At 60.4% G+C, this 22,337-nt stretch carries 23 protein-coding genes; 15 read left to right on the forward strand and 8 right to left on the reverse strand.

Annotation, left to right across the window (positions count from 1 at the left end):
• The first annotated feature begins 28 nt into the window (after positions 1 to 28).
• Complete coding sequence (locus PMI16_RS00545) at positions 29 to 667, forward strand: peroxiredoxin (RefSeq protein WP_007875357.1); 639 nt, start codon at positions 29 to 31, stop codon at positions 665 to 667.
• A gap of 63 nt (positions 668 to 730) precedes the next feature.
• On the opposite strand, the gene PMI16_RS00550 is transcribed toward PMI16_RS00545, so the two are convergent.
• A complete protein-coding gene (locus PMI16_RS00550) occupies positions 731 to 1,681 on the reverse strand; it encodes a LysR family transcriptional regulator (RefSeq protein WP_007875358.1) in 951 nt (316 codons plus the stop codon).
• Positions 1,682 to 1,864: 183 nt separating this feature from the next.
• On the opposite strand from PMI16_RS00550, the gene PMI16_RS00555 reads away from it, so the two are divergent.
• The 3 genes from PMI16_RS00555 to PMI16_RS00565 all read left to right on the forward strand — a co-directional run bounded on the left by PMI16_RS00555 (position 1,865) and on the right by PMI16_RS00565 (position 5,929).
• The gene (locus tag PMI16_RS00555) at positions 1,865 to 3,004 is read left to right on the forward strand and encodes an iron-containing alcohol dehydrogenase (RefSeq protein ID WP_007875359.1); all 1,140 of its coding nucleotides are present in this window, start codon (positions 1,865 to 1,867) and stop codon (positions 3,002 to 3,004) included.
• A gap of 12 nt (positions 3,005 to 3,016) precedes the next feature.
• On the forward strand, positions 3,017 to 4,621 hold the full coding sequence (locus PMI16_RS00560; protein ID WP_007875360.1) for an aldehyde dehydrogenase (NADP(+)): 1,605 nt from the start codon (positions 3,017 to 3,019) through the stop codon (positions 4,619 to 4,621).
• A 123-nt stretch (positions 4,622 to 4,744) separates the two neighbouring features.
• Complete coding sequence (locus PMI16_RS00565; protein WP_034378682.1) at positions 4,745 to 5,929, forward strand: ABC transporter substrate-binding protein; 1,185 nt, start codon at positions 4,745 to 4,747, stop codon at positions 5,927 to 5,929.
• 163 nt (positions 5,930 to 6,092) lie between these two features.
• On the opposite strand, the gene hemB is transcribed toward PMI16_RS00565, so the two are convergent.
• The gene (hemB, locus tag PMI16_RS00570; RefSeq protein ID WP_007875362.1) at positions 6,093 to 7,112 is read right to left on the reverse strand and encodes a porphobilinogen synthase; all 1,020 of its coding nucleotides are present in this window, start codon (positions 7,110 to 7,112) and stop codon (positions 6,093 to 6,095) included.
• Between the two features lie 384 nt (positions 7,113 to 7,496).
• Positions 7,497 to 8,192 (reverse strand): ribosome biogenesis GTP-binding protein YihA/YsxC, encoded by a 696-nt coding sequence (gene yihA / locus PMI16_RS00575; RefSeq protein ID WP_237719757.1) that lies wholly within the window; start codon positions 8,190 to 8,192, stop codon positions 7,497 to 7,499.
• Here yihA and PMI16_RS26365 point away from each other — a divergent pair.
• The 7 genes from PMI16_RS26365 (at position 8,088) to PMI16_RS00605 (ending at position 14,599) form a co-directional block, all read left to right on the forward strand.
• Positions 8,088 to 8,381 carry a hypothetical protein gene (locus tag PMI16_RS26365; protein ID WP_237719758.1) on the forward strand — a complete coding sequence of 98 codons (294 nt, stop codon included), beginning with the start codon at positions 8,088 to 8,090 and terminating at the stop codon, positions 8,379 to 8,381. The genes yihA and PMI16_RS26365 overlap by 105 nt on opposite strands.
• A gap of 25 nt (positions 8,382 to 8,406) precedes the next feature.
• Complete coding sequence (locus PMI16_RS00580) at positions 8,407 to 9,075, forward strand: c-type cytochrome (protein ID WP_007875364.1); 669 nt, start codon at positions 8,407 to 8,409, stop codon at positions 9,073 to 9,075.
• A gap of 131 nt (positions 9,076 to 9,206) precedes the next feature.
• Positions 9,207 to 11,339: a cytochrome c biogenesis protein ResB gene (locus PMI16_RS00585; RefSeq protein ID WP_007875365.1), complete on the forward strand. Its 2,133-nt coding sequence runs from the start codon at positions 9,207 to 9,209 to the stop codon at positions 11,337 to 11,339.
• A 110-nt stretch (positions 11,340 to 11,449) separates the two neighbouring features.
• Positions 11,450 to 12,601, forward strand: coding sequence for a c-type cytochrome biogenesis protein CcsB (gene ccsB / locus PMI16_RS00590; RefSeq protein ID WP_007875366.1), 1,152 nt, complete (start codon positions 11,450 to 11,452; stop codon positions 12,599 to 12,601).
• Positions 12,602 to 12,613: 12 nt separating this feature from the next.
• Entirely contained in the window at positions 12,614 to 13,273 is a 660-nt protein-coding gene (locus tag PMI16_RS00595; protein ID WP_007875367.1) for an HAD family hydrolase, read from the forward strand.
• Positions 13,274 to 13,481: 208 nt separating this feature from the next.
• Entirely contained in the window at positions 13,482 to 14,114 is a 633-nt protein-coding gene (locus PMI16_RS00600) for a protein-methionine-sulfoxide reductase heme-binding subunit MsrQ (protein WP_007875368.1), read from the forward strand.
• Positions 14,115 to 14,359: 245 nt separating this feature from the next.
• On the forward strand, positions 14,360 to 14,599 hold the full coding sequence (locus tag PMI16_RS00605; protein WP_007875369.1) for a hypothetical protein: 240 nt from the start codon (positions 14,360 to 14,362) through the stop codon (positions 14,597 to 14,599).
• A 92-nt stretch (positions 14,600 to 14,691) separates the two neighbouring features.
• Here PMI16_RS00605 and PMI16_RS00610 read toward each other — a convergent pair whose 3' ends face one another.
• From PMI16_RS00610 to PMI16_RS00630, 5 genes are all read right to left on the reverse strand, one after another.
• Positions 14,692 to 15,693, reverse strand: a complete 1,002-nt coding sequence (locus tag PMI16_RS00610) for an NAD(P)H-dependent glycerol-3-phosphate dehydrogenase (protein WP_007875370.1) — start codon at positions 15,691 to 15,693, stop codon at positions 14,692 to 14,694.
• A gap of 82 nt (positions 15,694 to 15,775) precedes the next feature.
• Positions 15,776 to 16,228 carry an SH3 domain-containing protein gene (locus PMI16_RS00615; protein ID WP_007875371.1) on the reverse strand — a complete coding sequence of 151 codons (453 nt, stop codon included), beginning with the start codon at positions 16,226 to 16,228 and terminating at the stop codon, positions 15,776 to 15,778.
• A 136-nt stretch (positions 16,229 to 16,364) separates the two neighbouring features.
• Positions 16,365 to 16,859, reverse strand: coding sequence for a protein-export chaperone SecB (secB, locus tag PMI16_RS00620; RefSeq protein WP_007875372.1), 495 nt, complete (start codon positions 16,857 to 16,859; stop codon positions 16,365 to 16,367).
• A 50-nt stretch (positions 16,860 to 16,909) separates the two neighbouring features.
• A complete protein-coding gene (gene grxC / locus PMI16_RS00625; protein ID WP_007875373.1) occupies positions 16,910 to 17,170 on the reverse strand; it encodes a glutaredoxin 3 in 261 nt (86 codons plus the stop codon).
• The gene (locus tag PMI16_RS00630; RefSeq protein WP_007875374.1) at positions 17,167 to 17,592 is read right to left on the reverse strand and encodes a rhodanese-like domain-containing protein; all 426 of its coding nucleotides are present in this window, start codon (positions 17,590 to 17,592) and stop codon (positions 17,167 to 17,169) included. The genes grxC and PMI16_RS00630 overlap by 4 nt, the downstream gene beginning before the upstream one ends.
• A 112-nt stretch (positions 17,593 to 17,704) precedes the next feature.
• Here PMI16_RS00630 and gpmA point away from each other — a divergent pair, with 112 nt between their 5' ends.
• From gpmA to PMI16_RS00650, 4 genes are all read left to right on the forward strand, one after another.
• Positions 17,705 to 18,451 (forward strand): 2,3-diphosphoglycerate-dependent phosphoglycerate mutase, encoded by a 747-nt coding sequence (gene gpmA / locus PMI16_RS00635; protein WP_007875375.1) that lies wholly within the window; start codon positions 17,705 to 17,707, stop codon positions 18,449 to 18,451.
• Positions 18,452 to 18,465: 14 nt separating this feature from the next.
• Entirely contained in the window at positions 18,466 to 19,881 is a 1,416-nt protein-coding gene (locus PMI16_RS00640) for a murein hydrolase activator EnvC family protein (protein ID WP_007875376.1), read from the forward strand.
• Positions 19,882 to 19,884: 3 nt separating this feature from the next.
• Positions 19,885 to 21,381: a S41 family peptidase gene (locus PMI16_RS00645; protein WP_007875377.1), complete on the forward strand. Its 1,497-nt coding sequence runs from the start codon at positions 19,885 to 19,887 to the stop codon at positions 21,379 to 21,381.
• 87 nt (positions 21,382 to 21,468) lie between these two features.
• Positions 21,469 to 22,224, forward strand: coding sequence for a HesA/MoeB/ThiF family protein (locus PMI16_RS00650; protein WP_034378674.1), 756 nt, complete (start codon positions 21,469 to 21,471; stop codon positions 22,222 to 22,224).
• Positions 22,225 to 22,337 lie beyond the last annotated feature (113 nt).

The following is a 22,337-nucleotide window of genomic DNA, read 5'->3' on the forward strand; positions in this document are numbered from 1 at the left end:
CCGACTATTCCGTTACAAGGAGACTGAGATGACATTACGTTTGGGCGATACCGCGCCGGATTTCGAGCAAGATTCCTCCATCGGCAAAATCAAGTTCCACGAGTGGGCGGGGGACTCCTGGGTGGTCCTGTTTTCGCATCCGGCCGACTTCACGCCGGTCTGCACCACCGAGTTGGGCCTGACCGCCAAGCTCAAGCCTGAATTCGACAAGCGCAACGTCAAGGCCATCGCCTTGTCGGTGGACGGCGCCGAAGCGCACAATCAATGGATCAAGGACATCGAAGACACGCAAAAGACCGTGGTCGGTTTTCCCATCGTCGCCGACGTCGACAAGAAAGTCGCCGGTCTGTACGACATGATCCACCCGAACCAGTCGGAAACCGCGACGGTCCGTTCGCTGTTCATCATCGATCCGAAGAAGAAGGTGCGCCTGATCATCACTTACCCGATGAGCACCGGCCGCAATTTCGACGAAGTACTGCGCGTGCTGGATGCGCTGCAACTGACGGACGGCTACACCGTCGCCACGCCGGGCAACTGGAAAGACGGCGACGACGTCATCATCCCGTTGTCGGTCAAGGACGAAGAAGTCATCAAGCAAAAATATCCGAAGGGTTACACCTCGCCACGTCCTTACCTGCGCATTACGCCGCAGCCGAACAAATAAGCAGGCATCGCGACCATTAACTGCTGCATCACCAAAAAGCGCTCCCGTAACGGAGCGCTTTTTTTATGCCGTCTCCGGCGGCACCTCGGCAAATTCATCGATGAACAACTGCGCCACCGACGAGCGCATGCTGCCGTGACGCGTCACCAGCTGGTAAGGCTCGCTGCGCGACTGCAGCGCCAGCGGCAGGATGGTGGTCATGCCGAAGCGCGTGCAGAACTGCGCCACGTCGACCGACATCAGCGCGACAAAGGACGGGTTCCTTTGCAACAACGACAAGGTCGTGAACGCCGAGGTCGTTTCCAGCAGATGCAGCGGAAAACGCAGGTTGGTTTCGTGGAATTCGCGCTCCAGCAGCAGGCGCATGGGCATGTTGGCGGAGTACACGATCCAGCGCACATCGCTTTGACCGGCCAGGTCGGCCAGCTGCAATGTTTGTTGCTGCGCCAGCGGATGATGGATGTTGGCCACCACCGCCAGCTTTTCGTTGTGGATGTTGATGCTGTCGTACAGGTGCGGCTGCTGACTGATGCTGGTGCGGCAGATCGCCATGTCCAGCCGTCCCTGGTCCAGCATGCGCAGCAGCCGCGCACTGGTGTCTTCGACGATTTCCACCGACAGGGCGGGGCGCTTTTCCAGCAGCCGCGTCAGCGCGTCGGTCAGCAGCGGCACCGCACCCATGATCACGCCCAGCGCCAGCCGTCCGCCATGGCCTTGCAGGATGCCGATCATGTCTTCGCGCAGGTGCGCCAGGTCGGTTTGGATCAGGCGCGCATAGCGGATCACGCAGTGGCCGAGATCGGTTGCTTCCAATCCTCGGTTGGTGCGCACGAACAGTTGCGCGCCGAGAGTTGTCTCAATCTCTTGTAAAGCCTTGCTGGCACCGGGTTGCGTCAGTGCAACCTGCTCCGCCGCCTTGAGCAGCGAGCCGTGATCGGCCAGCGCGGTCAGCAGCCGTAATTGCTTGAGATGCAGGCGGGACGTGATGGAGCTGAGCGAGGGGATGTCTTGCATTATTGTATATGAGTTCGAGTTATAGCTGTATCAGTAGCTCTCATTAGGCAAAGCGCCATGATTGGCATACAGTTTCGCCTCTAAAGCTTGATTTGTGCAGGGAAAACGCCGCACACAACGACATTTGGAGACGGCCGGATCCGAATGGCATTGCAAGTATATCTATAACTTTAAGGCTATGTAATGGCGCTGATTAACTACATTACCCAGGTTCAGTTCGACTATGGCGCGCTCGCGCTGCTGCAGCAGGAATGCGACCGCATCGGTATCCGCAAGCCGCTGATCGTCACCGACGTGGGCATCCGCAACGCCGGCATCCTCGACAAGGTCGTCGCCCAGTTGAAAGACGGCGCACAGTGCGTCATATTTGACCAGACTCCCCCGAACCCGAATGAAACCGCCGTGCGCGCAGCGGTCAAGATGTTCCGCGACGGCGCCTGTGACGGCATCATCGCCGTCGGCGGCGGTTCCTCGATCGACCTCGCCAAGGGCGTGGCCGTGTGCGGCACGCACGAAGGCACGCTGAAATCCTTCGCCCTGATCGAAGGCGGCCTCGCCAACATTACCGCCAAGACGGCGCCCGTCATCGCCATCCCGACGACCGCCGGCACCGGCAGCGAAGTCGGCCGCGGCGCCATCCTGATTCTCGACGATGGCCGCAAGGTCGGCGTGTTATCGCCCTACCTGGTGCCGCGCCTGGCGATCTGCGATCCTGAACTGACGCTGAACCTGCCGGCGATGATGACCGCCGCCACCGGCATGGACGCAATTGCGCACTGCCTGGAAACCTTCATGGCGCCGTCCTTCAATCCACCGGCAGACGGCATTGCGCTGGATGGCCTGTGGCGCGCCTGGGCGCACATCGAACGCGCCACCAAGGAACCGCACGACCGCGAAGCGCGCCTGAACATGATGAGTGCATCGATGCAAGGCGCGATGGCGTTCCAGAAGGGCCTCGGCTGCGTCCACAGCCTGAGTCACTCGCTGGGCGGCATCAATCCGCGCCTGCACCACGGCACCCTGAACGCGATCTTCCTGCCGGCCATCATCGAATTCAACAAGGATTCGGAATCGGTCATCAAGGAAAAGAAACTGGCGCGCATCGCGCACGCCATGGGGCTGTCGAGTGAAGCCGACATCGGCCCGGCGATCAAGGACATGAGCAGGCGTCTTGGTCTGCCGACCGGCCTGGCCGAACTCGGCGTCACCGAAGACATGTTCCCCAAGATCATCAAGGGCGCACTGGCTGACCACAGCCACAAGACCAATCCGCGTGTCGCGTCGGAAGACGACTACGCGCGCCTGCTCACACAATCGATGTAAACGGAGAGACAAATGACCATACTCGGACACAACTACATCGGCGGCGCACGCAGCGGCAAGGGCGACGTCAAATTGCTCAGCATCGCAGCGGCGACCGGCGAAGCGCATGCCGTTCCATTCCTGACCGCGACCGAAGCGGAAGTCAGCGCCGCGGTTGATGCCGCCAGCGCAGCGTATCCGGCGTATCGTGCCCTGTCGGCCGAAGCGCGCGCAACATTCCTCGACGCGATTGCAGAAGAAATCGATGCACTCGGCGACGACTTCATCGCCGAAGTATCGCGCGAAACCGCATTGCCTGCCGGTCGTCTGCAAGGCGAGCGCAGCCGCACCAGCAACCAGATGCGCCTGTTCGCCAAGGTTTTGCGTCGCGGCGATTTCTACGGTGCGCGCATCGATACGGCACTGCCGCAACGTCAGCCGCTGCCGCGTCCCGATCTGCGTCAATACCGCATCGGCGTCGGTCCGGTAGGCGTGTTCGGCGCCAGCAATTTTCCGTTGGCGTTTTCGGTGGCCGGCGGCGATACCGCAGCAGCATTGGCGGCCGGTTGCCCGGTTGTCTTCAAGGCGCACAGCGGCCATCTGGTCACGTCCGAACTGGTGGCTGACGCCATCGAGCGCGCCGTCAAGCGCAGCGGCGTGCCTGCCGGCACCTTCAACATGATTTACGGCGATCGCGTCGGCGCGCAACTGGTCAAGAGCGCCGGCATCCAGGCGGTCGGTTTCACCGGTTCGCTGCGCGGCGGTCGCGCTCTGTGCGACATGGCGGCAGCGCGTCCGCAACCGATTCCGGTGTTCGCCGAAATGTCGAGCATCAACCCGATCATCCTGTTGCCGCAGGCATTGGCGACACGCGGCGAAGCGATTGCGCGCGACCTGATCGCCTCGGTCGTGGTCGGCGTCGGCCAGCTGTGCACCAGCCCGGGCCTGGTGCTGGGCGTGCGCTCGCCGGAGTTGACCAGGTTCATCGGGCAACTGCGCGAAGCAATGGCTGCACAAACGCCTCAGACCATGCTCAACAGCGCCGGTCTCAAGACCTACGGCGGCGGCGTGGAACGCCTGAGCAAAGTCCCCGGCGTGGTCGTCGTTGCCGCCGGCGGCAGCAGCGAGGCACAGAACACGCAGGCTGTGCCGCATCTGTTCAAGGCGGAAGCTTCGGTGCTGTTCGCCAAGGATGCGCCGCTGGAAGAAGAAGTCTTCGGCCCTGCGACAGTCATCGTCGAGCTGGAAAGCCGCGAGCAACTGATCGACTTCGCCCGCAACATGCACGGCCAGCTGACCGCGACTTTGCAGGCGCAACCGGAAGACCTGCGCGCCTATCAGGACCTGATCGCGCTGCTGGAACACAAGGCCGGCCGTCTGCTGGTCAACGGCTTTCCGACCGGCGTCGAAGTCAGTGATGCGATGGTGCATGGCGGTCCGTATCCGGCCACTTCCGATGCGCGCGGCACTTCGGTCGGCACCTTGGCGATCGATCGCTTCCTGCGTCCGATCTGCTATCAGAATTATCCGGATGAACTGCTGCCGGCGGCGTTGCAAAACGCCAACCCGCTCGGCCTGATGCGTCTGGTCGACGGCGAGCAAACCAAGGCCGTCGTGAAGGATCCGCGTACAGCGTGATGCCTTAAGGGAGAGAGGGAACCGGCGCGCAGTCGTTCTGCAAGCATTGATAATGCTGCGCGCCGCAGCGGGACCATAACAATAGAGGAGACGGGTTTGAAGAAATTTCTGAAACTGGCGGCGATGTCCGCTGCAATGTACGCAGCATTCGCAGGTAGCATCACAGCGGCCAACGCGGCCGGCGACACCATCAAGATCGGCTTCATCACCGACCTGTCCGGCACCTATGCCGACATGGACGGCCAGGGCGGCATCGAAGCGATCAAGATGGCGATTGCCGATGCCGGCGGCACCATCAATGGCAAGAAGGTCGAATTCGTTTTTGCCGACCACCAGAACAAGGCCGACATCGCCGCCAACAAGGCGCGTGAATGGTTCGACCGCGACGGCGTCGACATGCTGATCGGCGGCGTCAATTCCGCAGCCAGCCTGGCCATGGGCAAAGTCGCGGGCGAAAAGAAAAAGGTCTTCATCTCGGTCGGCGCCGGCACCACGCGCCAGACCAATGAAGAATGCAACGCCTACACCATCCAGTACGCCTACGACACCACGGCGCTGGCGCGCGGCACGGGCGCCGCCATCACCAGGCAGGGCGGCAAGTCGTGGTACTTCGTGACGGCCGACTATGCGTTCGGCACATCGCTGGAAAAAGACACCAGCGATGTGGTCAAGGCCGGTGGCGGCAGCGTCGTGGGCCAGGTGCGCGCACCGTTGGCAACGTCCGACTTCTCGTCCTTCCTGCTGCAGGCGCAAGCCTCCAAGGCGCAGATCCTGGGCCTGGCGGTGGCAGGCGGCGACGTGATCAACGCCATCAAGGCGGCCAATGAATTCGGCGTGAACAAGACGATGAAGCTGGCGGGTTTGCTGATCTTCATCACCGACACGCACTCGCTGGGCTTGCAGGTGACGCAGGGCATGTACCTGACCGACGGCTGGTACTGGGACCTCAACGACCAGTCGCGCGCATGGGGCAATCGTTACTTCGGCAAGATGAAGAAAATGCCGACGATGTTCCAGGCCGGCGATGCGTCGGCTGTCGGTCAATACTTGAAAGCGGTCAAGGCGGTTGGCAGCACCGACGCCGACAAGATCATGGACTACCTGCGCAAGAACAAGATCAACGACTTCTACACCTCCAACGGCGTGGTGCGTCCCGATGGCCGCATGGTGCACGACATGTACCTGATGGAAGTGAAAAAGCCGTCCGAATCCAAGCGCCCCTGGGATTACTACAAGCTGGTGCAGACGATTCCCGGCGAGCAGGCTTACATGACCAAGGCGGAGTCGAAGTGCTCCTTGTGGAAGTAAGCGCAGCAACAGAATGAAGTAGGTAAGGCTTCTGAGCAGAAGTCGGCGCAAGCCGATGCATTTCAGCGCATCTCGACTCACGTCGGGGTGCGCTTTTTTTATGTGCGGAGGGGATGTGCTGCAGCCCGGGACGGCATGCCGCCCCGGTCGAGATGGCGGCGGGTTACTTCTTCAAGTAGCGCGCGATATCGCGGGCGAAGTACGTCAGCACGCCGTCGGCGCCGGCGCGTTTGAAGGCCATCATGGCTTCCATCATGGCCTTGTCGTGATCGAGCCAGCCGTTTTGCACGGCGGCCTTGATCATGGCGTATTCGCCGCTGACCTGATAGGCGAAGGTTGGCACCTTGAATTCGTCTTTCACGCGGCGCACGATATCCAGATAAGGCATGCCGGGTTTGACCATGACCATGTCGGCACCTTCTTCCAGATCGAGCGCGACTTCGCGCAACGCTTCGTCGCTATTGGCGGGATCCATCTGATAAGTGCTCTTGCTGCCCTTGCCGAGGTTGGCGGCCGAGCCGACCGCATCGCGGAACGGGCCGTAGAAGGCCGAGGCGTATTTGGCCGAGTAGGCCATGATGCGGGTATGGATGAACTTGTCCGCTTCCAGCGCGTTGCGCACGGCGCCGATGCGGCCGTCCATCATGTCCGACGGCGCGACGATGTCGACGCCGGCTTGCGCCTGCGTGAGTGCCTGTTTGACCAGCAGGGCGGTGGTTTCGTCATTGAGGACGTAGCCGTTGTCATCCATCACGCCGTCCTGGCCGTGGCTGGTGTACGGGTCGAGCGCGACGTCGGTGAGGATGCCGAGTTCGGGGAAGCGTTGCTTCAGCGCGGCGACGGCGCGCGGCACCAGGCCGTCCGGATTGGTGGCTTCGATGCCGTCCGGTGTTTTCAGCGACGGATCGATGACCGGGAACAGCGCCAGCACCGGGATGCCGAGTGCGACGGTGTCTTCGGCGACCTGCAGCAGCTGATCGATGGACAGGCGTTCAACACCGGGCAGCGAGCCGACCGGCGTGCGCAGGTTATGGCCTTCCTGGATGAATACCGGATAAATCAGATCAGCAGGGGTGATGACGTTTTCCTGCATCATGGCGCGGGAAAACGCGTCCTTGCGCATGCGGCGCATACGGATGGCGGGGAACGGGGATGAGAAAGAGGATTTAATCGGCGATGACATTATTGGTACTCACTAAATCGCATGAAGAAGGACAAAAAAGTGCATGAGCGCGACGTTGAGCCGATGTCGCGGGGTGGAAAACTTACCTTGCACCCGGTATGTTGTCGGCGACGCCAAATGCGGGCAAATTGCGGACAAATTCAAATAAATTCAATCAAAAAATAATCAAAAGACGATAATTAAAAAATCCATTCGTCCTCTGAAACTTTTCCAAGGGGAGGGGTTCTTACGCATAGGCAATGTATGTTGCCTCCCGCTTCCCCTTCCCTCCCTGAGCGGGGCTCATCGTGCAAACGATAGGCGTTTGCCCTGGAACGGTTTCCCCCCTTCCAGGGCATTTTTACATCTGGCGTTCCGCTTTCACGCTTTATTTCATTCCTGCGTTCATTCTTCTTCGTGCCGACCGGCATCGGCATCATTCGCTGCCGCAGGTTGTGCGTCGTCGATGTCTTCATCGTCCAGTCCGACCAGTTCCAGAATCTTGTCGTTGGCCTCGTCGATACCGGTGCGCTTGAGCGCCGAAAACAATTGCGCCGTGAACGGAAACGGCTTGCCGTCGGCATCCACATAACTGGCCAGAAAAGTGTTCGCCTGGCGCAGCGCGTTGGTGGCTTCGTTGCGGTTGAGTTTGTCGGCTTTGCTGAGGATGCAGTGCAGCGGTTTGCCGGTCGGCGCAAACCATTCGACCATCTGGATATCCAGATCGGTAAAGGGGCGGCGCGCGTCGACGATCATCACCAGCGCAGCCAATTGCTCGCGGCGGCGGACATAGTCGCCCAGCAGTTCCTGCCAGTGCAGCTTGGCCGAGCCGGACACTTCGGCGTAGCCGTAGCCGGGCAAGTCGACCAGCAGGGCGCGGATTTCATCGACTTTTGTCTCATCTTTGCGATGCTGCGCCACATGAGCGCCGCCGATGGAGAAATAGTTGATATGCTGTGTCCGTCCTGGCGTTTTTGAAGCAAAAGCCAACTTCTTTTGATTGCACAACACATTAATTGCGGTAGATTTGCCGGCATTGGAGCGACCGGCGAAGGCAATCTCGGGTACCTGAGTGGTTGGCAAATCACGGAGATGATTCACCGTGGTGAAGAAACGGGCTTGCCAAAGTTGGGACATAGTAGGGGGAATGCATTAAAAGTGGGCAAAAATGCCGAAAAGCTATTGTACAATAAGGGGTTATCTCTTGTTGTGTTGCGCTGGAGGAAACACTTTTCAGGCATTTTTGAAAAGAGGGAAAGAGGAATCGTCGCCAACCTGGCAATTTATTAATACAATCAAGTCTCAGGGTGTTTGAATGAATCGTGCCTTTTCGCCATTGTTGAAATCCTTGTTTATTGCAGTGCTGGCGGTGTCTTCCACGGCATTTGCAGCCGAAGAAAAAAAACCAGAGCCCGTCGCCAAGCTTGATCCGGCCAAAGGTGAGGCGCTTTACACCAACGGCGATGCCGCCCGCAACATCACCGCCTGCGTTTCCTGTCATGGCGCCGCCGGCAATTCCACGATTACCGCCAATCCGCGCCTGGCCGGCCAGCATACCGCTTATATCGTCAAGCAACTGACCGATTTTCGCTCCGCCGGCCGCAATAATCCGATCATGTCGCCGCTGGCCAAGGCCTTGTCGGATGAGGACGTGAAGAACATCGCCGCCTACCTCAATGCGCAGGCGCCGAAGCCGGGTGCGGCCAAGAACAAGGACACGCTGGAACTGGGCAAGCACATCTGGCGTGGCGGCATCGCTTCCAAGAATGTCCCGGCCTGCGCAGGCTGCCACAGCCCGAATGGCGCCGGCATCCCGGCACAGTATCCGCGTCTGGCCGGTCAGCATCAGGATTACACCGTAACCGAACTGACCAGCTTCCGTGGCGGCATGCGCAGCAACAGCCCGCAAATGACCACGATTGCGGAACGTTTGTCGGATAAGGAAATCAAGGCGGTTGCAGACTACATCGCCGGTTTGAAGTAAAAATCAGCAGGTAACAAATTGGAGGGGGTGGCTGAGAAGCCGCCCCTTTTTCATTTCCGCGCAAGGGCCGCGGGGAGTCGCTCAGGAATTGCAAAAGCGCTGCACAAGCAGCATCATTAAAGGTAGCACTTATGACAGGCAGTACCGCAGGCATACAACTGAAAACCCGGCAGCGCTGGGTTGCCGACGTCGTTGAACTGTTTTCTTCCATGCGTTTCGCCATCAGCCTGCTGACGCTGATCGCCATCGCCTCCATCATCGGCACCGTGCTCAAGCAAAACGAGCCGATGCCGAACTACGTCAACCAGTTCGGGCCGTTCTGGTTCGAAGTGTTCAACAAGCTGGGTTTGTACGCGGTCTACTCGGCGTGGTGGTTCCTGCTGATCATGGGCTTTCTGGTGTTGTCGACCTCGCTGTGCATCGCGCGCAACGGCCCCAAGATGATCAAGGACGTCAAAAGCTGGCGCGAAAACGTGCGCGAGCAATCGCTGCAAAACTTCCACCACAAGGCGGAATGGACCGCCGCCGTACCGGTTGCCGGCCTGGCGCAGCAACTGGCGCAACGCATCGGCGCCAACGGCTACAAGGTCAAACTGGTGGAAAAGGATGGCGCCACGCTGGTCGCCGCCAAGAAGGGGGCCGCCAACAAGTGGGGCTATATCTTTGCGCACAGCGCGATCGTCATCATCTGCGTCGGCGGCCTGCTCGATTCCGACTTGCCGATCCGCTTCCAGCAATGGTTTTACGGCAAGACGCCGTTCTCCGGCAACGGCCTGATTTCGCAGATCCCGGCCGAGCATCGCCTCGGCCTCGGCAACCCGACCTTCCGCGGCAACACGCTGATCCCCGAAGGCGCCAGCAGCAGCACCGCCATCATTCCGCAGCAAAACGGCGTGATGATCCAGGACTTGCCGTTCACGATCCAGCTGAAACGTTTCGTCATCGACTATTACTCGACCGGCATGCCGAAGCTGTTCGCCAGCGACGTGGTGGTGCGGGATAACGCCACCGGCAAGGATTTCTCGGCCACGATCAAGGTCAACGAACCGCTGATCTACAACGGCGTCGCGGTCTATCAATCCAGCTTTGAAGACGGCGGCAGCAAGTTGCGCCTGACGGGGCACGCGATGAGCGGCGCCGAAGACAAGAGCTTCCAGATCGCCGGCGAAGTCAACGGCAGCACGCCGCTCGCGCCATCCGGTAAGGACAAAGATGCAGGCAAAGACAGCGACTACACCGTCGAATGGACCGGTTTCCGCCCCTTCAACGTCGAAAACATGAGCAACAGCGCCGGCCAGGATGTGCGCAGCGTCAATAAAAGCGTCAACCAGAGCTTTGCCGCAGGCTTCGACAAGCATCTCGGCTCCGGCGCCAAGAACGCCAACAACAAAGACCTGAAGAACGTCGGACCGAGCGTGCAATATAAATTGCGCGACAAGACCGGCCAGGCGCGCGAGTTTCTCAATTACATGATGTCGGTGCAGGTCGACGGCGCTTACGTCTTCCTGGCGGGCGTGCGCGACGTGCCGGACGAACCGTTCCGCTACCTGCGCATCCCGGCCGACGAGAACGACAGCGTCAACGAATGGATGCGCCTGCGCGCCGCACTGGCCAATCCGGCGCTGCGCGAAGAAGCCGCGGCGCGCTATGCGCGCCAGGCCATGAAGGGCACCAGCAACAATTCCGACCAGTTGCGGGAGCAGGTGCAGCAGTCGGCGCTGCGCGGCCTGAGCATTTTTGCCGGCGACGGCAAGGAGTCGGGTTATATCGCCGTTTCGCGCTTCATTGAGAAGATCCCGGCGGCGGAGCAGGAAAAAGCCGCCGACATCTTCATGAAAATCCTCAACGGCAGCATGTGGGAGTTGTGGCAAGTCGCGCGCGAGAAGGCTGGCCAGCCGCCGATGGCGACCGATGAAAAGCATGCGCGCTTCCTGCAACTGGCGATCAATGCCATGGCCGACGCCGGGTTTTACCATGCGCCGGTGTACCTGCAATTGAGCAGCTTCGACGAGGTCAAGGCCTCGGTGTTCCAGGTGACGCGCTCGCCGGGCAAGAAAGTGGTGTACCTGGGCTGCCTGTTCCTGGTGCTGGGGGTGTTCTCGATGCTGTACATCCGCGAGCGTCGCTTGTGGGTCTGGATCCGTCCTCAGGAAAATGACTCGGGCGGTTCGCATGCACTGATGGCGATGAGCACGCAACGCAAGACGCTGGATTTCGACAAGGAATTCGAATTACTCAAAGCGAAATTAACGCAAACGGCGTAAGCTAGCGCCCGAGATTATGGGCATTGGCGTTTAACGCTTATGCCTGAAACGACATATCTCCCGCGCCACGGACGGGTAGGATGGCGGCAGGAGACAAATCGGAGAATATGATGGAATTGAGCCAACCCCACGCTTACTCGCAGGATATCGGCTTTTTTAAACGCCTCAGCGTGCTGGACTGGATTTATGCGCTCGCCCTGGTCGCTGCCTCGCTGTTTGCGCTGAACCGCTACGGCGGCCATATGGATTACTACGAAAAGGCCGTCCTGGTGCTGGCGGCGCCGACCTTTGCCTGGCTCGGCTGGCACTGGAAGCAGGTGCGCTGGCTCATGGCCTTGCTGGCGGTGCTGGCGTTGTCGGCGATCGCCATGTACGGCGGCAACCTTGAGCTCGCCGACAAGAAATTTTTCCTCAAATACTTCCTCTCCAGCCAGTCCGCCATCCTGTGGATGAGCGCCTTGTTCGTGTTGTCGACGCTGTTTTACTGGATCGGCCTGATCGCGCGTTCGCCGGTCGGTTCCGCCATTGGCTCCAAGCTGTGCTGGGCCGCCGTGGTGCTGGGCTTCACCGGCATGCTGGTGCGCTGGTACGAGTCTTACCTGATCGGCGCTGACGTCGGCCACATCCCGATTTCCAATCTGTACGAAGTGTTTATCCTGTTCTGCATGATCACGGCGTTGTTCTACCTGTATTACGAAGAGCGCTATGAAACCCGCCAGCTCGGTGCTTTTGTCTTGCTGGTGATCACGGCGGCGGTCGGTTTCCTGTTCTGGTACACGATGTCGCGCGATGCGGCCGAGATCCAGCCGCTGGTGCCGGCGCTGCAAAGCTGGTGGATGAAGATCCACGTGCCGGCCAACTTCATCGGCTACGGCACGTTTGCCTTGTCGGCCATGGTCGCGGTGGCCTACCTGCTCAAATCCAAGGGCTATCTGGCGGATCGCCTGCCGTCGCTGGAAGTGCTCGATGACGTGATGTACAAGGCGATTGCCGTCGGCTTCGCCTTTTTCACGATCGCCACCATCCTCGGCGCGCTGTGGGCGGCCGAAGCCTGGGGCGGCTACTGGTCCTGGGATCCGAAGGAAACCTGGGCGCTGATCGTCTGGCTCAATTACGCGGCGTGGCTGCACATGCGTCTGATGAAGGGCCTGCGCGGGCCGTTCGCAGCCTGGTGGGCGCTGGTGGGTCTGCTGGTGACGACGTTTGCCTTCCTCGGGGTGAATATGTTCCTGTCGGGTCTGCATTCCTACGGCGAACTTTAAGAGGGTTCCGGTTTGAAGAAAGATGCAAGGTCCGGCTTCGATCTGGTGCTGTTCGATTGCGATGGCACCCTGGTCGACAGCGAAGTGGTGGTCGCCGATGCCTGGTCGCAGTACGTGGCGCGCTACGGCGTCACGTTGACGGCGCAGGAGGCCTTGCAGCAGTTTCGCGGCACCAGCATGAAGCTGTGCCTGGCGCGCATTGAGGAATTGCATGGCGCGCCGCTGCCGGCCGTATTCGAGCAGGAACTGCGCGGCGTCATGACCGAGATGCTGAGCGAGCGCCTGCTACCGATCAATGGCGCGCTGGAGATGGTGCAGGCGCTGTCGGTGCCGTTCTGCCTTGCATCCAACGCCCCTCGCAACAAAATCGAACTGTGCTTGCAGGTCACCGGCATGCTGCCGTATTTCGCGGGCCGCATTTTCAGCGCTTACGACGTGCAGAAATGGAAACCCGATCCGACCTTGTTCCTGCATGCCGCCGCCAGCCTGGGCGTGGAGCCGCATCGCTGCGCCGTGGTCGAAGACAGCCTGCCGGGCATTCAGGCCGGTCTGGCCGCCGGCATGACCGTGTTTGCGCTGCAATCCGAAGATCATGAGCTGGATTTGCCGGACGGCGTGCACGTCATCCGCGAGCTGGCTGAGCTGCCGGGGCGATTGCTTTCCGCGGCCTGAGCGTATTTCACGCTCTTTTCCCGGCAAGCCGCCGGAAAAATCAAAAACGAGAATTTCTGTAAGATGATGCGGGACGAGACGGATAAGTCTCCTCGTTCCTCGCCGTTCACGGAGTTTTCATGTCGATCAAGCGTTTATCCTGCAATATTGAAGGTCTTCTTTTCCCTGGCGCCAAGCCGGCTCAGGTCCGCCGGCCGCAAGCGACGACATGAATCCCGTCCATGCCGTCCGCAAGCTGACGCCACGCCAGGTCGGCATCTTCAAGGCTTTGCTGTTTGCCGCGTCGCTCTTGCCATTCTTCCGGCTTGCCGTGTTCGCCTTCACGGACCGGCTCGGCGCCAATCCCATCGAATTCATCACGCGCAATACCGGTGACTGGACCTTGTATTTTCTGTGCATCACGCTGGCGATCACGCCGCTGCGCCGGCTGACCGGGTGGAACTGGCTGATCCGCTTGCGCCGCATGTTCGGGCTGTTCTCCTTCTTCTATGTCGTGCTGCATTTCATGACTTTTCTCTGGTTCGATCATTTTTTCGACGTTGAGGAGATGTGGAAAGATGTGCTCAAGCGGCCGTTCATCACGGTCGGCTTCATTGCCTTTGTCCTGCTGATCCCGCTGGCGCTGACCAGCACCAACGGCATGGTGCGCCGCCTGGGCGGAAAACGCTGGCAGTGGCTGCATCGTCTGATGTACGTGATCTTGCCGTTGGGCATCTTGCACTTCTGGTGGATGAAGGCCGGAAAGAATCTGCTGGCCCAGCCGATACTTTTTGCAACAATTGTTTCGATGTTGCTGCTACTGCGTATGTTTTTTAAATTCAAGCCTCAGAAAAATATATAAGTAATTGAAAATAAAGGATATTAATATTTTGTTGCGGCGCGGCGAACATGCGCTCGTTTGCACTTTTCTTGCTATTCCCTGACAAAAAACTGTTTTTCGCGTATTCCAAATCGCATTTGGTGCGTTAGATGACGTACAGCGCGCCAAAACGCGCAGCCACAAACGCACGGCTACGGCAACTCACAGGATCGATGTTGCTGCGGAAGTTACGAACAGGAACGTCGGAAGACGGTAAGGACAGGGTTATGCAAGCAATCGAACGCAACGCAAAGACAAAGACCGGCGTCAGCCATCATCAGTCATATGCGCTTTCTCCCAAGGAAAACCGTTTCAGCAAGGCAGGCAAATCGTTCCGCGCCAAGGAGCGCGAAGACGATTGCTCCATCTACGACAAGCTGCCCAAGCAGATCGACGACATCGTCGAGGGCGAGTCGCCCAAGCGTTTCAAACGTCCCAAAGTGGACAGCGACATCGTTGCGCGTTGATCAGGGCTGGATAGCTCAGCAGGGATGCCGGGACTGCCGCTGATGTCGATCGCGCAGTCCGGAATCCCGGTTTGATGGCGTTTTAGTTTTTTTCAGTTTTCTTCGCGCGGATCGCGCGACAGCAATTGCGCAACCATTTCCTGCACGGAAATGCCATCGAACAAGGCGCCGGCCACCGCATCGGTGATCGGCATGTCGATGTTCAGCTCTTGCGCCAGCGAGCGCACGGCTTGTGCGCAGCGCACGCCTTCGGCCACATGACCGAGTTCGGCGACGATAGTCTCCAGTTTTTTACCTTGTGCCAGACCCAGTCCGACGCGACGGTTACGCGACAGATCGCCGGTGCAGGTCAGGATCAGGTCGCCCACGCCGGACAAGCCCATGAAGGTTTCCGCACGTCCGCCCAGCGCGATGCCGAGGCGGCTGATTTCCGCCAGCCCGCGCGTGATCAGCGCCGCGCGCGCATTCAGGCCCAGTTGCAAGCCATCGGCCGCGCCGGTGGCGATGGCCAGGATATTCTTCACGGCGCCGCCGATTTCCACCCCGATCAGATCATCGCTCGAATACACGCGCAGGTTGCCGCCGTGCACTGCCGCGACGACGCGTTCGCACAAAGCCTTGTCGCTGCTGGCGATGGTCAGTGCGCAGGGCAGGCCGCGCGCGACTTCCTGCGCAAACGACGGGCCCGACAAGGCGCCGGCCGGCACGCTGTCGCCCATGACTTCGCGCACGATCTGGTGCGGCAGCAGGCGGGTTTGTTCTTCCAGTCCTTTGCACAGCCACACGATGTTGGGGACATTGCGGTTGCGCAAGGTTTCGGCCAGTGCGCGCAGGCCGGACACCGACGAGGCGACGATGAGCAGGCTGTCGGCCGGGTTGTGCGTCACGTGTCCGACCGCAAGGTCGAAATCCGCACTGACCGTGAGCGACTCGGGCAGATGGAAGCCGCGCAGGTAGTCCATGTTTTCGCGCTGGGCGGCGGCGTCTTGCATGGCTTGCACGTTGCGGCCCCAGAGGACGACTTTGTGACGTTGCACCAGGTTGATGGCCAGTGCTGTACCCCAGGCGCCGGCGCCGAGTATCGAAATATTCATGAAGGCAATCGCTGGTGGTTAATGGCTAATCGCAGGCAGAAGCACGACCGACGCTGGGGCAGATGCCGGAAATGCCGGGCAATCAGTCGCCCCATACTTCGGAAGTCTTGATGAAACCGTTTTGGCCGTCGCGATGCTTGACCTTGATCCAGCCCGACACGGGCGTCGGATCGGTCAGTTCCAGCAGCACGTTCTTGTCGGCGCTGAAGACGGTTGCACTGGCCTCATCGGCGGCGGCGTGGATTTTGGCATTGGCGGCGCTGACGATGACGTTGCGCTTGGCGACCAGAGCCTTGGATTGCGCCCACGACAGTGCGCCGGTGGCGTCGCGCACCTTGCTCCAGTCGCCGTAGGTCAGCACGACTTCGACCGGCATGCCGCGCGGCGCGATGGACACGCGACGGCCTTTTTCGGACGGCGCGTCGTACAGGATCGCCGGCGCGGCGCCGACCGATTTGAAGTCGAGCGCATAAGCGGGGGCGGCCGCGGCCGAGCCTAGTACGAGAGCGGATAGAATGAGAGAGGAAAATTTCATGGACTTGCTCCGCTGTAGAGGTTGATGCCGCGTATCCGGGAACAGTGGCACGTTACGGCGTCGAATAGCAGGAAAGAGGCGCGCCCGCATTGCCGGGTGCGCCCAGGCGCAACGGCAATGCAGCGGTACGGCAGTATCAGTTGACGGTAGTCGAACCGGTGACCAGCGTGCCATCGGTTTGTTGCTCGGCCAGTGCTTGCAGGCGTTGCTGATAGAACACTTCGAAATTGATTTCAGCCAGGTGGATCGGCGGGAAACCGGCGCGGGTGATCACGTCGGCGATGTTGGCGCGCAGGTAGGGATAGATGATGTTCGGGCAACCGATGCCCAGCAGCGGATCCAGTTGCTCGGCAGGAACGTTGCGCACTTCGAAGATGCCGGCTTGCTTGCCTTCGACCAGGAACGCGACCTTGTCCTTGACCTTGGCGGTCACGGTGATGGTGACGGTGGATTCGAAAATGCCGTCAGCCAGCGCTTCGGCGCCGACGTCGACCGACACTTCGATGGCCGGTGCATCCTGTTCCAGGAAAATCGCAGGGGAATTCGGTTGTTCCAGCGACAGGTCCTTCAGGTAGACGCGTTGGATCTGGAATACGGGTTGCTGTTCAGCTTGTTGGTTCTCTTCCGCCATGGAATGCTCTCGTTTCAGGTTGGATTAATACAAATGGATAAAAAGGGGAGTCAGGCTTGCAGCAGGGGATCGAGTCCGCCCGCACGGTCCAGTGCGCTCAGATCGTCGAAGCCGCCGACATGGGTGTCGCCGACATAGATTTGCGGCACGGTGCGGCGGCCGGTCTTTTGCATCATGATGTCGCGTTGCTGAGGATCGAGGTCGACACGGATCTTTTCGATGTCTTCGATGCCTTTGCTCTTGAGCAGCCGCTCAGCCATCATGCAATACGGGCAGACGGCAGTGCTGTACATGACGACGCGGGCTGTCATTTGGCGACCTTCGGGCTGTTTTGGCTGGCGGTCGGAAGACCTTGTGCCTGCCAGGCCGCGATGCCGCCGGTCAGGCCGTGTACTTCGGCGAAGCCGGCTTTCTTCAGGATGCCTTCCGCCTTGGCGGTTTGCGTGCCCGACTGGCAGACCACGATGACGTTCTTGCCCTTGAACTTGTCCAGCTCGCCGACGCGTTGCGCCAGGTCCTTGAGCGGGATGTTGCGGGCGTCGCGCAGGTGGGCGGTATTGAATTGTTCGACGTCGCGCACGTCCAGAACCAGGGTTTTACCGGTGTTGATCAGTTGCGTGGCCTGCAGCAATGTCAGCTTGCTGCCGCGCTGTTGCAGGAAAGGAATGAGCAGCGCGCCACCGGAAATGATGACGAGGCCGACCAGAAAAATATTGTCTACGATGAATTTCACGGGATCTCAATGGGTTTACTGAATCCCGGCATTATAAAATAGAAGCTGACACGCTATTTAAATCTTCAATTGCTATTTTCTCATCGCTTCCTTTTTCTGACTGTTCCTCACTATGTACAAAATCGTTTTCATGCGCCACGGCGAGTCGACCTGGAATCTCGCCAATCGTTTCACCGGCTGGGTTGACGTCGATCTGACCGAAAAAGGCGTGGCCGAAGCCAGGCAGGCCGGCAAGCTGCTCAAGGAAGCCGGCTTTACCTTCGATCTGGCCTACACCTCGGTCTTGAAGCGCGCCATCCGCACGCTGTGGACCACGCTCGACGAAATGGACCTGATGTACCTGCCGGTGCAGCACGACTGGCGTCTGAACGAGCGCCACTATGGCGCCCTGCAAGGCCTGAACAAGGCGGAAACCGCCGCCCAGTACGGCGACGAGCAAGTGCTGGTCTGGCGCCGCAGCTACGACACGCCGCCCAACCCGCTGGAGCCGAACGACCCGCGCGCGTCTTACAACGACCCGCGTTATGCCGACCTCAAGCGTGAACAGATCCCGTTGACCGAGTGCCTCAAGGACACCGTCGCCCGCGTGCTGCCGGCCTGGAACGACTCCATCGCTCCCGCCATCCGCGCCGGCAAGAAGATCATCATCTCGGCCCACGGCAACAGCCTGCGCGCCCTGATCAAGTATCTGGACGGCATCAGCGACAACGATATCGTCGGCCTCAACATCCCCAACGGCCAGCCGCTGGTGTATGAGCTGGACGCCGACCTCAAGCCGATCAAGAGCTACTACCTCGGCGACCAGTCGGCCATCGAAGCGGCCCTGAAAGCGGTCGCCAGCCAAGGGAAATCGAAATAACTACCTTTCGCGGCATGCTCAGGCAATACGTCCGGCGGCACATTCTGCCGTCACTGCAGTTGCGGTCGGCGAGCGGACTCCCGGCGGTCGCGGCTGCGGTGTTCCTGTCGGCGGCGCTGTGGCAGTCGTGCGCCTGGGCGCAGCAGGTGACCGAGCGCACCCGGCAAAAGCAAGCGGCCGAGAAAGAGCGCGCCGACCTGCAGCAAAAACTGGCCAATCTCAAACGCGACATCGACAAGACCGAGACCGCCAAAGGCAACGCCGCCGATGCGCTGGCCGAGTCGGAGCAGGCCATCTCCAAGGCCAACCGTTCGCTGCGTGAGCTGACGCAGGAACAGGCCGACACCGAGTCCAAGCTCGGCGTGCTGGTCAGGCAGCAGTCCGAATTGTCGGGCGTCGTCAATGTCCAGCAGGCGCAGCTGTCCAAGCTGCTGCGCGAGCAGTACGTGGCCGGCAACGAAGACCGCATCAAGCTGCTGCTGTCGGGCGACAATCCCAATCGCATCAACCGCGAGCTGCAATACATGGGCTACGTCTCGCAGGCGCAGGCGCGCCTGATCGAAACCCTGCGCGTGAACCTGCAGGCGATCAAGGACAACAAGGCCGCGACGCAAAACGCCAAGTTCGAACTGGAAGAAATCGCCCAGGAAGAGAACGAGCAAAAGAAGTTGCTGGAGAAGGAAAAGGCCAAGCGCAGCAGCCTGCTGGCCCAGTTGTCGACCAAACTTACCGCCCAGCGCAAGGAAGTCGGCAACCTGCAGCGCGACGAACAGCGCCTCTCCGGCCTGGTCGACAAGCTGGCACAGATCATCGAAGAGCAAAAGAAGGCCGAAGCCGCCGCGCGCGAAAGGCGCCGCCAGGAGCAATTGGCCAAGGCCAAGGCCGAACACGACAAGCGCGCCGCCCAGCAGGCCAAGGCCGCGCCGGGAACCAAGGGCAAGCCGGCGCCGTCCGAGGCAATTGACGACGACGAAGCGCCGCAATCGCTGGGCCGCAATGACGCCACGCCTTCTGCGGAGGAAAATTTTGGTAAACCATTCGCCAGCCTGCGCGGCCAGTTGCGCCTGCCGGTGCGTGGCGACCTGCTCGCCAAGTTCGGCGGCAAGCGCGGCGACGGGCCAAGCTGGAAAGGCCTCTTCATCCGCGCGCCGGAAGGCGCGGAAGTCAAGGCCGTGGCGGCCGGGCGGGTGGTGTATGCGGATTGGCTGCGCGGTTTCGGCAACCTGATCATCGTCGACCACGGCAATCAGTACATGACCATTTATGGCAATAATCAGTCCGTCTTGAAGCGGGCAGGGGATCTCGTCAAAACCGGGGATGTCATCGCCAGCGCAGGTAATAGCGGCGGCAATGAGCAATCGGGTTTATACTTTGAAATGCGGCATCAGGGCCGCGCTTTCGACCCACTCGGCTGGGTAACTACTAGGTGAAACATGGGCAGCAAACTCAAGAATATCGGTCTTATCGGTCTGGGCATGATTGCAGGCGTGGCGGCTTCGATGCAATTGGACGCCATCGCGCAGAAAAGCGGAGCGGAGCCGCTGCCGCTGGAAGAGGTCCGGCAACTGACCGACGTGTTCGGGATGATCAAGTCCAACTATGTTGAACCTGTCGAAGACAAGAAGCTGCTCACCGAGGCGATTTCCGGCATGGTCGCCTCGCTCGATCCGCATTCGGCCTACCTCGACAAGAAGGCGTTCAAGGAACTGCGCGAAAGCACCATGGGCAAGTTCGTCGGCCTGGGCATCGAAGTCGGCATGGAAGACGGCTACGTCAAAGTGATCTCGCCGATCGAAGATTCCCCGGCCTACCGCGCCGGCATCAAGGCGGGCGATCTGATCACCCGTTTGGATGCAACGCCGGTCAAGGGCCTGACGCTGGATGAAGCCGTCAAGAAAATGCGCGGCGAGCCCAACACCAAGATCACGCTGACGATTGCCCGCAAGGAAGAGGATCGTCCGATCATCGTCACGATCATGCGCCAGGAAATCCGCATGCAAAGCGTGAAGTCGAAAGTGATCGAACCCGGCTATGCCTGGTTGCGCGTGACGCAATTCCAGGAGCCGACCGTCGACGACATGGCCAAGAAGATCCTGGCGATCTACGCCCAGGAACCTAACCTGAAGGGCATCGTGCTCGACCTGCGCAACGATCCGGGCGGCGTCTTGCCGGGCGCGATCGGCGTGTCGGGGACTTTCCTGCCGAAGGATGCGGTGGTGGTGACGACCAACGGCCAGTTGGCCAGCTCCAAGGTCATCTATGCCGCCAAGCGCGATGAATACGCTCAGGGCTCCCTGACCGATCCGCTGGCGCGTCTGCCGGATGCGATCAAGAAGGTGCCGATGGTGGTGCTGATCAATTCGGGTTCGGCTTCGGCCTCCGAAATCGTGGCCGGCGCGTTGCAAGACTACAAGCGCGCCACCATCATGGGCACGCAGTCCTTCGGCAAGGGTTCGGTGCAGTCGGTCATTCCGCTGCCGCCCGATCGCCAGACCGCCGTCAAGCTGACCACCGCGCGTTACTACACGCCGAACGGCCGCTCGATCCAGGCGCGCGGCATCGTGCCGGACATCATGGTGGATGAATACGCCGACGGCGACGGCCTCAACGGCCTGCGTCTGCGCGAAGCCGACCTGACCAAGCATCTGATCAACGACAAGGACAAGGACGCCGCCGAAGTCAAGGCGACGACTGTCGACGAGAAGGAAGAAGAACGCCTGATCGCGCTGGAGAAAAAGCGCAAGCCGCTCGAATTCGGCAGCAAGGAAGACTTCCAGCTGGCCCAGGCGCTGAACCATCTGAAGGGCCTGCCGGTGCAGGAATCCAAGGTCAAGCCTGAGATTCGCGACAATTCCAGCAAGGACGACAAGCCGGTGAAGGATATCCGCAAGGACAACAAGGCGCCGCCGGAAAAGATCGAAAAGAAGTAAAAGAAGCAAAGCAAGGAATTGCGTTACATTAAGAGGGCTGCAGAAATGCAGCCCTCTTGTCATTTACCGCGCCATCGCCGCCACGCCATGAACGACCAGCAATTGCTGCGCTATTCGCGCCATATCCTTCTCGACGACATCGATATCGCAGGCCAGGAAAAATTCCTGGCCGGGCATGCGCTGGTGATCGGCGCCGGCGGCCTCGGCTCGCCTGCGGCCTTGTACCTGGCGTCGGCGGGCATGGGCAAGATCACGCTGGTCGACGACGACACCGTCGACCTGACCAACCTGCAGCGCCAGATCATGCACGCCACCGGACGCGTCGGCCAGCTCAAGGTCGAGTCGGGACGACAGGCGCTGGAAGAGATCAATCCCGACATCGACGTCCTTGCGGTCGCCGAACGCGTCAGCGACGCGCGTCTGGAGGAGTTGGTGCGCAGCGCTTCCGTGGTGCTCGACTGCAGCGACAATTTCGCCACCCGCCACGCCGTCAATCGCGCCTGCGTGCAGCACAAGGTGCCGCTGGTGTCGGGCGCCGCCATCCGCTTCGACGGTCAGATCAGCGTGTTCGATACGCGGCGGGACGACGCGCCGTGCTATGCCTGCCTGTTCCCTCCCGACCAGAAATTCGATGAAGTACAGTGTTCGACCATGGGCGTGTTTGCCCCGCTGGTGGGCATCATCGGCGCCATGCAGGCGGCCGAGGCACTCAAGCTGGTGGCCGGCGTCGGCGAGTCGCTGGCCGGTCGTCTGCAGATCCTCGACGCCCGCAGCATGGAGTGGACCAGCATCCGCTTCGTGCGCAACGCCGCCTGTCCGGTGTGCGGAACCGTCCACCCCTGAACGGCTGCGGCAGGGCGAAAAAGCCCGCAATGACCCGTGCAGCATGGGTGCGGCAGCGCAAAAGGGGCTTGCGAAGTGCTATTTATGCGCCAAGTTCTGGTATACACTGTATT

This window comes from Herbaspirillum sp. CF444 (assembly GCF_000282135.1).
Taxonomy (GTDB): Bacteria; Pseudomonadota; Gammaproteobacteria; order Burkholderiales; family Burkholderiaceae_D; genus Herbaspirillum.